At 62.6% G+C, this 14,030-nt stretch carries 3 protein-coding genes; 2 read left to right on the forward strand and 1 reads right to left on the reverse strand.

Annotated features, from left to right (window positions below; all coding sequences use genetic code 11):
- Nucleotides 1-122: 122 nt before the first annotated feature.
- Nucleotides 123-9,581, reverse strand: coding sequence for a choice-of-anchor I family protein (locus YUO_RS40155; protein ID WP_035726294.1), 9,459 nt, complete (start codon nucleotides 9,579-9,581; stop codon nucleotides 123-125).
- 229 nt (nucleotides 9,582-9,810) lie between these two features.
- Between YUO_RS40155 and YUO_RS0108010 the strand changes: the two genes are divergently transcribed.
- The gene (locus YUO_RS0108010; RefSeq protein WP_235782682.1) at nucleotides 9,811-12,126 is read left to right on the forward strand and encodes a condensation domain-containing protein; all 2,316 of its coding nucleotides are present in this window, start codon (nucleotides 9,811-9,813) and stop codon (nucleotides 12,124-12,126) included.
- On the forward strand, nucleotides 12,123-13,592 hold the full coding sequence (locus YUO_RS40160; protein WP_235782657.1) for an MATE family efflux transporter: 1,470 nt from the start codon (nucleotides 12,123-12,125) through the stop codon (nucleotides 13,590-13,592). The genes YUO_RS0108010 and YUO_RS40160 overlap by 4 nt, the downstream gene beginning before the upstream one ends.
- The last annotated feature ends 438 nt before the right edge of the window (nucleotides 13,593-14,030 follow it).

Consider the following 14,030-nt stretch of genomic DNA (forward strand, 5'->3'; position numbering starts at 1 on the left):
CACTCACTCATCCGACTTTGGCGGTATCCGAGAATTGTTACAGATATCTGACAACAGAAATGGGGGGCGCATGCGCCCCCCCCTTTCACATGAACAATCCGATGAACAATCCGAGATTGTCATCAGGCGAACTTGAAATCGTCCACCGTCAGGCTTGCCTTGTTGACGCCGACCAGAGTGATGCTCGAGCCGTCATCGTAACTGATCTCGACGCCGATCTGCGTGTCGTGCAACGCACTGGAAGCCATCAGCGCGTTGAAGTAGGCAAACTTCGACTGATCGAGCTGAACGACGTCATGGTCCGGACCAGAGCCCGCACGGAAGTCGAACACGGTGTCGCGCCCGGCCCCGTCACTGCTGAACTGGAACACGAAGGTATCGCGACCCGAACCACCGTTAAGCAGATCGTTGCCTCCTCCGCCGTTCAGAATGTCATCGCCGTCTTCGCCGAGCAGGTTGTCGCGGCCGCCATTGCCGTTGAGGGTGTCGTTGCCGGCACCGCCGAACACGTAGTCCTTGCCCTCGCCCCCATGCACGATGTCATTGCCGCCCTGGGCGAGAACAAAGTCGACGCCGCCGCGTGCATTGATCAAATCGACGCCGTCGGTTCCGAGCAGAAGGTTCGTGCCGTTGGTTCCATTGATCACGTTGGCATCGGTTTCGCCCGTGACGGTCAACGTGAACGTACCAGTCGACTGGGCGTTCAGATTGTCGGCGGCCGTATAGCGGATCGAGATCGTGGCGTTCTGTCCGTCGTTCAGGCCATCGAACAGACTGCCCGGGGTGAACTGCAGTCGGCCGTCCGGAGCAATCGAAAACGCCGACTGCGCCTGTGCGTTGGTCAGGTTGATGCCGTCAACGCCAGTGACCTCGAAAGCCGCTAGGCTGAGCGGCAGGTTGCCTTCGACGTCGGTGTCGTTGGCCAGAAGATCAAACGATTTGGCTTCGTTCTCACCCGCAGTGCCAGCGTCCGCCACCGTGACCGGCGCATCGTTCACCGCGGTTACCGTGAAGCTGACCTTGCCAATATCCGACCCGCCGTTGCCGTCGCTAAGGGTATACTCGAACGAGGCGGGTCCGTTGAAGTTGGCGGCCGGCGTGAACCGGATGCCACCGGCCACGATCTCAGCCGTGCCGCCCACGATGTTGGCGAGCGCCGTGATCGAGAGCGCGTCAAGATCGGCATCGTTATCGTTGCCGAGAATGTCGGCAAACGGGATGACGAACGCCGCAGCATCTTCCGCTACCGCCGCTGCCGTGTCGTCGACGGCCACCGGGCCGCGATTGACGATCGCGCCGTTGATGCCGCTGCGATCGAGCTCCTGGCCGTTGGCGAAGGTCACCTTTTCGACGCCACCGCCAATCCGCTGATCCTTCAAGGTGATCACGCTGCCGTTGGACAGCTCGATCAGGGTGTCGTTGCCAAACCGGCGGAACGTGACGTTCGCAGCATTGAGATCGACCAGCGCCAGTGTATCGGTATCGGCCGGCGTGTTGGCCGCTTCGGTAATGACGTCAGAGCCGTCGCCCAGCTTGTAGGCATAGGCATCCGAACCCGCTCCGCCGTTGAGGTTGTCGTTGCCCACGCCGCCGACCAGCATGTCGTTACCGTCATTGCCGCGCAGACGGTCGTCGCCGGCATCGCCCACCACGGTATCGTTGCCTGCGTCGCCGAAGACGAAGTCGTTGCCCTCGCCGCCCTGGACACGGTCGTTGCCGTCGCCGCCTTCGATGACGTCATCACCGCCGCCGCCGAGCACGAGATCGTCGCCGCCGAGGCTGCGGACGCGGTCGTCGCCATCCTTGGCGAAGATCGAGTCTTTTGCGGCGGTACCGGAGAGGTCATCCTCGCCGTCGGTTCCCATGATCGGCAGAACGGTGTCGTTACCGCCGTTTGCAACCAGATTCTGGATACGCTGGTCCTGGGCCGGAGCCGTATCCGCCTGTGCGTACGGAGTAATCGAGAAGTTCGCCGCGAGATATTCGGCCAGCGCATCCTGCTCGAAGCCGTCATCGGTGAACTTGGCATCGCCGGTGCGGGCTGCCACGTCGTCTGCCGGCAAATTGTCCGGAGACAGGTCGACACGATTGGCAAACGCCGGGTTGGCCGCGATGTACTCGGCGAACCGGAAGCCGTCAGGCCGGTTGAACCCGCCCGGAGCGTTGGGGTTAGCCCCACCGATCAGGAAGCTCAGCGTCACCATGCGGATCGCCGCCGGCGCATCCGCAACCACCTCGCCGTCGGCAACAACGACCGCGATCACATGCTCATTTTCATCGACCAGCGTGACCGAGCGAACCCGGTCCCCCACAGGGCGGGTCAGGTCGTAGCTGAACCGGAGGCCGCCGACCTGGGCGAAGATGCCGCCCGGGTTGGAAACACCGTTTTCAAGCGCTTCAAGCAGTTGCTGCGGCGTCAACGTGACGAGGCTGAGCGCGTTGTTGAAGCGCAGCGAGTTCTCGATGTCGAGCTGGCTGACCTCGCCGGCTTCCTTGCCAACTTCCGGATTCGCAGCGGGCGGCAGTTCCGCGCCGTCGCCCTCGGAGCTGATCGAGCCGATCGAGTCACGGATGCCACCGCCGTTCTTGATCGAGATTTGAACGGTGCTATCGTAGCCCGACTTGGCGTACCACAGGTTGGCATCGGCGGAGAGGTTACCGAGATTGGTTTCCTGAGCGCGCACCTCGCCACGTCGACCCTCAAGGTAGACGTCGGTACGGCCAAAGGTGACAGCATCCTTCTGCGTGATGATGCCGTCAATCACGGTGGTGATATCGCGCACAGCGTCGCCGCGCGACCCCTCGGCGAAGGGATCGATGCCGGAGCCTTCATAGACTCGGGCCAGACCCGCATCGTCAGTGGCATAGGCACCATTAATGCTCGGATCGAGGCTGGCCGGAATGATATCACCGTTGGCATCGAACTCGAGCACCAGCCGGCCGACGTACTTATAGTTGCCGTCGGTGTTGACGAGAACCGTGTTCTTGCCTTCGGCGTTGGTGATGATCTGCGCGTATTCACCCTCGCTGACATCGCCGGGACGGAGAACGTCGTTGCTATCGGAGAGAAGCGTATTCGAGCCGCCGCCGATTACTACGTCGACGCCCTTCAGGAAGGTGATGAGCTTCTGCTCGTTCTCCAGCTCCTGCAATTGCGAAACGATGATGACCTTGTTCACGCCCTGGGCGATAACGGCATCGATCGCCGGCTGGATGACCGCGGCAAGCGCGATGAAGTCGGCATCAGTTTCCAGCGTACGCGGGCCGATGATCCGGACGCCACCCGGTGTCGTGATGTCTTCGAACACCGGAGTGGTGACACCGACCACGCCGATCTTCTCGCCGTTCTCCTCGAGAATGGTGGACGGCGCGATCCGGCGCCCGCCGCTTGCACCGACGCCGAACGTCGCCTCGGTCAGCGGCGTGGTCTGGGCGTTGGGCGCCAAGTCCGGCTCGCCGGCGAAATTCAGGTTGGCGGCGAGATAGGCAAATTGTGTGCCTTCGTAGCCGCTAAGCGGGCCGGCCCCATCGGGGTCGTTCACGGGACGGATGAGGTTCTGCACATCGCGCGGGCCCGGATCGAACTCGTGGTTGCCGATGACGGACGCCTCGATGCCGATCGAGTTCAGGATGCGGATATCGGCGCGGCCGATGCTCGGCGGGAAGAACGAGGCCAATGCCGGATCGCTGGCGGCATTGAAGAACGGGCTCGGAATGTAGTTGTCGCCCGATGCCAGCGTGATCGAGTTGGCGAACGTATCCTCGAGCCGGTCTACGATGGCCGCGAAGCGTGGCGCGTCGTCGATCGCCTTCAGACCTGCCTCGAAGTCGGACGCATGCAGGATCTGCAGCTTGTAGGTCTGCGGTGCCGCGACGGTGAAGTCGAGAGCATCCTGTGCGATGCCGCCGAACGCGTTGCCGGCAACGTCGGTGATCACGCCCGACGCCAGCGTGACGTCGTAGGTGGATCCGGCTGCCAGATCAGCGGTCGGATTGATCGTGACGGTGTTGCCGGAGATCGTGACCTGCGAGGCATCGTTGATCGCGATCGTCCGCGTGTCGCCCGCTCCGCTGCTGATGACGATATTTCCGGTACCCGCCATGACTGCTTCGTCGAAGGTCAGGACAATGTTGTTTCCAGCCACGACCGCGGTCGCATTGTCCGCCGGCGTCGCAGCGGTAAGCGTGGGGCCCGTTGCATCGGTCAACTCGGCGGCCGTGAGCGTCCGGTCCGCAAACTCGAACCTCTCGACGTTTGTGACGGTGTCATTGCCGTCCGAAGAGCCGGTGCGGTTGTCGGAAATGACGAACGAACCGCCCTGCACGGTGACCGTGTAATTGCTGCGTGCGCCGGTGAACACCGCAACGTCGCCGGCGACGCCGCTGGTGCCGCCATCAATGACGTCATTGCCCGCGCCACCGGCGATGCGGTCATCGCCGCCGAGGCCGTTGATCGTGTCATCGCCGGCGAGACTGCCTCGCGCGCCAAACTTCGCGGTGTACGCGGCCTGGTCGAACACGTCGTTGCCTGCGGTGGCGATCGCAGCCGAACGGGACATCACGAGCGATGATACCGATGGATCGTGATCGGAGATCTGGTCGATGAACTCCGAATTGATGTGCACTATATCGAACTGAGCGCTGTCGAACATGTTGTTCGACACCAGGATGTGATCCAGCGCCTGCGCATTGCCATCGAAATTGTAGGAATAGCGCTCGTTTACAGGGAGCTTGCTGATCAATTCCGAAAGCACAGCGGTACCGGGCGTAAAGATGCTGGGGGTCCCATCCGGGCTGGCGGTGGTGCGGGTCAACTGACCCGTGATGAGATCAACCACCGGGAAGAACTGAAAATCGTTCAGATCGCCTAGCACCACGATACGGTCATCGGTCGCCGACCCGTTGGCCAGCAGGCCATCGACGAACGCGTTGATCGTTTCAGCCTGCCCTTCACGCTCGCTCGACGTGCCGGTTTGTTGCGAAGACCCGTTGATCGGGTCGGCATAGAGCGGCAAGTCCAGCAAGGTCGTGTAAAGCGGAGCCGAACCGCCCTTCGAGGAGAGATGGTTGTTGACCGTCCAGAACGTGCCGCCCTGCTCGTCGGTATAACCCACGGGCGACCATTCCATCGGCAGCGACTTGCGCGTGGCGGTGAAGTCAGTATTGCCCTGCCCGATCTGGTTGGCGCTCGCGAACTGCTGCACCTTCACCCCATAGGCGTCACTGACAATGTCGGTCAGGCCATTACGCCCGGTCGGCGAAACTGCTTCCGGATTGTACAGATAGGCGACACGCTGATTTCCGTTCGGGATGCCGCCAATGTTGTCGATCGGCGGCGAGTCGATAGCCACATAGCGCGGTCCGCCGGCCGCAACAATCGCGTCGATGAGCTGCGACAAGGTCAGCGAAGCGCTCGTGACGCTTGAGCTTGTGGCACCGTCATTGTCCAGCACCTCCTGAAGCGCAATGATCTCGGGTGCCTTGAGATTGTTGACGACGGCGTCCGCGAGGCCGGCGAACTTGCTTGCCGGCGTCGGTACGCCATCCACCGGTTGGCCAATCGGCGCCAGGTTCTCGACGTTGAAGGTCGCAACGCGGATCCGGTCCAGGTTCTCTACGATGGTCGTGGTTTCCTTCTGCAGGTTCGCGGCCGTAACCGGGCCATAGGCCTCGGTCGTGTTCACCTCATACTGACCATTCGCATAGTTCACGACGCCTGTTACATCGCCCAGGCGATCTCCGGTCTGAAGATTGGTCGGTAGCGCCACGCCCGCCTCGTCGTCGAGCTGAATGCGCTCCGGATTGAAGTCGAACACCTTGTCGGCAGGCTGAGTGGTTCCCGGCGTCGTGTCGCTGATCGTCAGGCCGCCACGCGAATTCTCCGAGGGGTTGGCGCCAACGTTCGGCGTTACGAACTGCTCGTCAAAATTCGAGTGGAAGGGACTGGTAACACGCACATCTTCAAGCGTGACGCGCATGCCTTCCAGCGATTCCCAGAAATCCGATCCCTGATTTACCGGATCGTAGGTGCCGGTCGGGGGAGCGGTATCGACATCATCGTCGCCGAGCGACACCATGGCCGGCTTGCGCTCAAGACCGGTCGCGAGGTTGTCGACATCGCCGATCCGCACAGCCGTCGGCAGAGCATTGCCGGTCGAGAGCACGCTAGTAGTTCCTGCCACTGGATTGAGCTGCGTAACCGACAGTTGGTTCGTGCTGGCGAACTCATTGACGGTTGCGGTCAATTGCACTTCCGCGCCGACGACGATGCCGCTTGGGATCGTGACGTTGGCGCCCGTGCCTAAGAAAACGAAGACGGCATCCGAGGTCCGGTAGTCGCCATCGCCGACGGCGTCCTGAATGTAGTAGCCGACCGGATTGTTGCCGCCATTTTCGGTGCCGGACGCGTCAATGGCAGTGACGATGCCGCGCACGGTTACCTGCTGGCCGACATGCTCCGAGCGATGTCCCGCGCCCTGAACTTCGTAAATATGCATCGCATCGTCGTTCTGGATCGTGCCGGTCGCGACCGCTTGCGTGGTGCTGACCGTAGCGGTGACGCCCTGCTGCGTCGTCGTCGCATTGGTGATGGTAGCCGTGAAGCTCTCGTTGGCTTCAAACGCGGAATCGCCAGCTACGTTAATCGTCACGGTAGCCGACGTCTGGCCGGCCGGGATGGTGACCGTGACGTTGCTCGGCAGGTTCATGACGCCCGCGAAGTCCTGCGCGTTGGCGCCGTTGCTCGCGCCCGCCGCCAATTGCAGCGTCACATCGACCGAACCGATAGTGCCATTGGTGCGCTCGATGGTGAAGGTGAAGGCAGTGGTGCCAGTGTCTCCTTCCGCGTGCGATACGCTGGTCGAGGACGACGCGACCCGGATTTCCTGGGTGTAGTTCTGCGGCAAGGCCGCGTAGACGGTCAGCCCCGCGCCCACATATCCGGCGCTTGAGTTGCCTTCGTTGGCGGTAAGCACGAGCGCCGTACCGGTCGGGCTATCTGCGGCGCTGATAAACTTCGTCAGTTCGGGCGCATTGCCCTCGCCGGCAAGCGGCGGTTGGTAGCCGACATACGAGGCGTTGGCCGGATCGGTGATGTCATAGACCATGACGCCGCCGACCCGCTCGAGGCCAACGAAGGCGTAGGTACGCCCATTGATGACGCCGACATCGACGCCTTCCGGCTCGGGACCCTTGTTGTCGGAACGATTGTCGGTGGCTCCACTTCCACCACCTTCGGCCGTATCGACGTTGAAGCGTGTGGCAAAGTCGCGCGCAATGATCGCCTCGAACTCGCCTCCGGTTTCGCGGACCTTTGTGATCGTACCGTCGGCATTCTGCTTGAAGATCGAAATGCCACGGCCGCCATAAGCGTACACCTGGTCGATGTCGCCATCACCGTCAGTATCGCCGAGGTCCGAACGGACCCGAAGCCGGCCAAGGCCGGTGGTGTTGTCCTGGAGTGCCGCCGCATTCGGATAGGCGACCTGATCAAGCGTCACGTTCGCAAGGTTCGACTCGTCGTCGAGTTCTACTCGCGCATCGCCCTCGTTGGCAGTGACGAAGTATGTCACGCCGCCGACCTCAAAGCTCGCGATCGCATCCGGCTGAAGCAGACCGATCACATCGGCGTTCTGAAGATTGATTCCACCACGATCGGCGCCGTCAAAGGCGTTGCCGGCCAGGTTGCGATCGACGCCGCCAAGCGGCAGGATCGCAAGCGGTTTGGTTGCGGCGGCATCAGTGAGGTCAATCACCGCGACCGCGTTGACTTCCTGCAACGTCACATAGGCGCGGCTTCCGTCCGGCGAAACCGAGATGTATTCCGGCTCGATGTCGGCGGACGCCGGTTGGCCATTGAGGAGCGCGACACCTGCCTGCTTCAGGACCGCCTCGAAACCGTCGAGGCCCTCGAACGATATCGTGTTGGCTACCGCTGCGTTGGCGGCGCCGCCCGAAAGGCTGATGATGGAAACGCCACCCTCCGGGTTTACCATCTGCGAGCTACCATCGGGGAGCGATATCGAGGCCGGCTCGCCTTCGTCCGCGACCAACAGTTTCGATCCATCCGCAGTAAATACGAGCTGGTCGGGGCCGGCGCCAACTTCGACGGTCTTGATCAGAGTGCCGTTCGGATCGAAAAGGGCGACGAATCCGTTCGCGCCGGGCAGGTCACTGGCGTAAGCCACGGCGAGAACGCCGTTCTTGATCGCAACCGAGTTCGCCCCGCCGTAACCATCAAGGGCGGCCAAATCGATCGAGGAAACGAGGCTCACGGTGCCGTTTGCGCTGATGGCCACAATGTCGATCGTGTTGCCTACGGTGTTGAGCACATAGGCGCGACCGGTTGACGGATCGAACGAGACGACTTCGGCATTGGTGCCTGCGGCCGGCGCATAATTGTCAAGCCGAACGAGCTGCACTGCATTGGTCGCATTCGGGGTCGTCGCCGACCCTTCCAATGACTGCGCCTGGTCGAGGATCGTGATGCCGCCGATCACGTTGCCCGCGGGTGCATCGTCGTTCTGGATCGTTCCAGTCGCGGTGGTCTGTGCGCCGAGCGAGGTCGAAACCGCCGCGTCGTTGTTGGTCGCGGCCTGCAGCGTCAGCGTGAAAGTTTCGTCCGGCTCGACCGTCACGTCGCCGTTGACCTCGACGGTGACGAGCACCGAAGCCTGTCCGGCCGGTATTGTCCCGCTGAAGACGAAGGGCACTGCAGCAGCGCCATTGAAGTCGGTGGCATCGGCCGCTGCCGAGGTCAGTTGGCCGCTAAAGTTGACGTCACCGGTGGTGCCGCCGGTGCGCTCTACTGTGAAGGTGAAGGTCGTCGTTCCGGCGCTGCCTTCAGCGTGGGCAACGGAGACCGAACCGGCGGCGAAAGCCACCGTTTGCGACGGCGTGCCTGGCTGGATGGTAAAGGGCACACCCGAGATTGGAGACTGCGGAGCCGTTAGGAATGGCGCGTCAGGCGCGACGCTGTCAGCGCTCTGATCGCCGCTGCCGCTTTGCGCGACGAAATTGGCGGTCGTATTGAAAGCTGCGAGGGCGTCGGCACGTGACGCGAAAGATGTTCCGCCGAGTGTCGGGTCGTAAACTGCGACATCGGCCCCGTCAGTCCGGGGCAGCACCAGGGCCGTCGAGCCTGCGGCGAGCCCGGTACCGCCGAGCGAGCCACTGGCAGCGGAATTGAAGCCGCCGTTCGCGTTCGTTACCGCGCTCAGGAATGCGGTCGGGACACTCTCGGAGGTGCCGACGAAAGCATAGATCGACTCGTCGGAATTACCGAGCGCGATCGTTCCGCCGGAGATTGTGCCAATATTGGCGCTGCGGGTAGCGGCGGAGGAGGTATTGAGAAGTTCGACAATCGTCCCTGCGGCCAGATCGCTATCGCCATTGGTCCAGGTCAGACCACCCTCACCCGTATTGAAAGCGCCGCCAGATTCGATTGCCAAACCATTCCACTCGTTGTCGCTGAAACGGATGACTGATCCAGCAACGATCGGATCGATCACAATAAAGGCGAGGCCGTCATTTCCGTCCGCATTGAAACCAACGAAAGCAATCGAACCGGGACCAAGAGCCATTGACAATCTCCAAAAAGGCAAAAGCCGACCGCGGCCGCACGAGGATGCTCGCGCAGCACTGAAAGAGGGGCTGTGTGACAGCGGCGGGAATATAGGCTGGCGTTAATTACAGCGCGGTGACGGTTTATTAACCATTCTTCATTGTCCCACTCCAGCTTGATCGCTGGCTATCGCCAGCTCGAACGCAGCGAGACCGTCGAGATTCCAGGCAGACCACGTCATTCAAGAGCTGGGCGAAAGACTCCAAAACCATGCCGAGGACGTTGCAGTCTCGAACGAACTTGATTTCTGGAGCGCCGCTTGCCACGAGGCGCCTGACCTGCCGATCGGCCACGCCGTTGATCTCGGCCACGCCACCTGCGGTCAAACGGAAGGGCTTACGCTTCTGCTCTCGGCCGAGGAGACGCAGGCGCTGCTGACCGCCGTGCTGCAGGCCTATCACAGCCGGATCAACGATACGCACCTCACCGCGTTGTCCGTCGCCCTGGCCGGCTGGCGCGCTGCGCGCGGAGAGACCGAAACGGCTACGCTCGTCGATCTCGAGGGTCACGGTTGCGAGGATCTGTTCGCCGCAGTCGACCTGTCGCGGACCGTCGGCTGGTTCACCACCATGTTCCCTGTCAGACTCGATGCCGGGCGGCTGGACCTCGAACAGGTCAAGGCCGGCGGCCCCGCGGCCGGCGCCGCCCTCCGGCGCATCAAGGAGCATCTGCGCGCAGTGCCGCACGGCGGCATCGGCTGGGGTCTGTTGCGCTATCTCAATGAGCAGACAGCCGAAGCATTGCGGTTGCTGCCACGCGCCAAGATCAGCTTCAATTATCTTGGCCGTTTTGATGAGGGGCCCGATTCCGGATGGCGCTTGGCGGCTGAAAGTTCCGGGCTGGCGATCGCGCCGAATCGCGGCAGGGATCATCTGATCGAGGTGGTGGCGCTGGTAAAGGACGGCACGCTGCAGATCCAGTGGCGGTGGTGGCCTGCCGCGCACGATCGAGCTTCGATCGTCAACCTGGCGGAATGCTTCGCAGCAGTGCTGCGCGGCCTGATTCGTCACTGCACGACCCGCGGTATCAGCGGCTATACGCCTTCCGACTTTGCTTTGGCTCAGCTTGACGAGACCCGTCTCAACGCGTTGCAGCAGCGCTATCCGGATCTCGAAGACATCTGGCCGCTGGCTCCCATGCAGCACGTCATGCTGTCGCACGCGCGCCGATCACCGAACAGTGTCGCCTACCATGAGCAATTGTGCCTGACGCTTGAGGGGAATCTGGACCGAGCGGCGCTGGAAGCGGCGTGGCGCGAATTGACGATCCGGCATGCCGCGATGCGCGTCGCCATCGCTGACGACGTCGAGGAAGCACCGCTGCAGGTGGTGCGACGGGATGCCAAGCTGCCGTGGCGCGCCGACGACTGGTCGGGGCTCGATATGCAGGTCGCCGAGCATCGCCTGCAGAACCTGCTCGCGGAGGACCGGGCGCAGGGTTTCGATCTTGCCTCTGGCATGCTGCTGCGGGTCTATCTGCGGCGTCACTCGCGTGTGCGCCACAGTATGATCCTGAGCTTTCACCACCTGCTATTGGATGGGTGGTCGATCCCGATTATGCTGCGCGAGCTCTTGGCGTTCTATCAGTCTGCGCGGCAGCGTCGACCGGTGGCCTTGCCGCCGGCGCGGCCTTATCGCGATTACCTGGCATGGCTTGCTGCGGCGGATCGAACTGCCAGCGAAGCGTTCTGGCGCAACCGCCTGGCGAGCCTGGGCGCGCCGCACCGGCTCGATCTGCCGGCGGGAGAATCCGAGTCATCGCCCGATGCGGCGGGCGAGCATCGTGCGTCTCTCTCGGAGCAGCTAACTGCGCAACTGCAGGCGCTGGCGCAGGCACAACGGCTGACAATGAACACGCTCATTCAGGGGGCATGGGCCTTGGCACTAGGGCGCCACACAGCGGATGGCGACGTGATCTTGACCACCGCCGGCCGCCCCGGCGAGCTCCCAGGCGTCGAATGGATGGTCGGGTTGTGCATCAACACGCTGCCGCGCCGCGTACGACTGGACCCGACGGCACGGGTGACGGATTGGCTCGCCGATATGCAGGCCCAACAAGCCGAGGAGCAGAGCCATGACGGCTGCTCGTTGATCGACATCCGACGCTGGAGCGGCGCTCCGGCCGACGAGGCGCTGTTCGAGTCGGTGATTGTCTTCGAGAATTATCCGGTTGGGCCAACGCTTGCGGACCAGGCGGTTTTATCGGCGACCGAATTGCGAGTCGGTGCCATAGCGAGCTTCGAGGAGGGCGTTCACTTTCCGCTATGCCTGGTCGCAGCGCCCGGCGCGCGGATAATGCTGCGGCTTATCTTCGGCCGTCGACGCTTCGATGCAGCCGCGATCAGTCAACTCGCAGATGACCTCGTGAGCCTGCTCACGGCGGTCGCCACCGATCCCGGGCAGCGGTTAGCCGGGCTATGGTCGGGCGCCGCAGGCGCTGAGCCACCCCATCGGACAGCACCGATCGACATGATCGATCCGCCGAACCCGGTGAGCCCGCCGTGAACCTGCAAAACCCGCCATCGCGCGTGCGCCGGCATCGCGTTCCCGCCGATTCCCACAGCACCACCGATGAGGCGCCGGTCGCGCCGGCGTCAACCCGGAAGCCGGCATCCCCGCCGCAACTTCATCAATTCGACGAAAAGCAGTTGTGGCAGGCAATGGCGTGGTTCGTCGTGCCCCAGACGGCAAATGCCGTGCTTCAATTGTTCTCCGGCACCATCACGGCGATTTATTTCGGACAGCTTCTCGGCCCATGGGCACTGGCCGTCGCCTCGGTATTCTTTCCGATCTTCCTTCTGCTGGTCTCGTTTTTGATCGGCGTCATCACCGGCGGCATCGTTCTCGTCGGTCGCGCCTATGGCGCAGGCGATACGCAGCAGATCAAGAGCGTGACCGGAACCACGCTGTGCGTCTGCGCCTTGGTCAGCATTGCCATCGCGGCCATAGGCTATCGCTTCACTCCGGAACTGCTGGCCGCCATGGCAACGCCGCCGGATATTCTATCGCCTGCCGTTGCCTACGCGCGCGTGACGTTTGTCTCGTTGCCAATCATGACATTATTTTTCGCCTACACCTATCTTCTACGCGGCACCGGCGATGCGCGGACGCCGTTCCTGGCGACGGCCTTGTGCATCGCCATCAGCCTGCTACTGACGCCGGCCCTGATCGAAGGGTGGTCCGGGCTGCCGAAGCTTGCGGTGACGAGCGCCCCGTGGGCCAATCTCGTAGCCTGCGCGATATCGCTTCCGGCCCTCATGGCCTACCTTACGGTCCGGCGACATCCGATGGCGTTCGACCGCGAGCTGTTGCGCCGAGTTCGGATCGACCCGGCGATCGCCCGATCGTTCTTGGCCATCGGCGTTCCCGCCGGTGTCCAGATGGCGATGGCCTCGCTGTCCGAAGTGGCAGTGGTCTTTCTCGTCAACGGTTTCGGATCGAGCGCGACGGCCGCTTACGGGGCCGTCAACCAGGTGGTCGGATATCTGCTTGCGCCGATGCAGGGTGTCGCGCTTGCCGCCACGGTATTTGCGGCGCAGGCGATCGGTGCGCGACGAGCCGATCGGCTCGGAGCGATCACGCGGATCGCGACGGTGCTGAACGTTCTGATTGGAGCGCCGGTGATCTGCGTCATCTGCCTGTTCCCGCAGATTGTCCTTTCGTGGTTCATAACCGATCCCGATACGCTGTCGATCGCCAGCCGCGCCCTGCTGATCGCGCTCTGGAGCTATCTGTTGTTCGGAATCGGCAACGTCCTCGCGGGCGTCATGCGATCGACCGGCGTGGTGGTGTGGCCGGCGGGCATTACGATTGCCGCGATCTGGCTGGTCCAGTTGCCCATCGCGTACCTGGCCTCCCGCTGGATCGGGCTGGACGGCATCTGGATCGGCTACCCGGCCGGCTTCATTGCCGCGTTGCATGCTCTAGTGATCTACTATGGCTTGGTTTGGCGGCATCGGCCCCACCAATGAGCGCACATCAGCAGGGTCTTGAATGGCCGTCGCGAGAGGTCCCCAGGCCTTTGAAAGGCTTGGTGGGCGCACCAGGGCTCGAACCTGGGACCCGCTGATTAAGAGTCAGCAAATCGAGAACTAGCTTACAACCGAACTGGGGCGGAATGCCTCGGCCATGAGCGTTCAGCCTCTTCGCCACCTGCGACTTCCGTCAACGCATCCCTTTCGTACGATCTTCTACCTTCTCGCGCGATCTCGCTGCTGTCGCGGTTTCAAGCGTCGGCGGCTGTCTGCATGATGCCCCAGCACACCACACTGCTGAAGCCGCCTCCACCAGCTCGCGCTCAGACTGATCGCAATGCCACGTTCTGCCACAATTCCTGCAGGCTCTTGGCCGCGCCGCATGCCAGCCGCAATCGCAGCCGGATATTGCGGCGAACCAACTGTAGAAGCCTT

Source organism: Bradyrhizobium murdochi (assembly GCF_000472965.1).
GTDB classification, from domain to species: domain Bacteria; phylum Pseudomonadota; class Alphaproteobacteria; order Rhizobiales; family Xanthobacteraceae; genus Bradyrhizobium; species Bradyrhizobium murdochi.

What these genes read in the sequence shown, in the direction of transcription:
- YUO_RS40155 (WP_035726294.1), bottom strand. Translation starts at nt 9,581, where the DNA reads ATGGCTCTTGGTCCCGGTTCGATTGCTTTCGTTGGTTTCAATGCGGAC.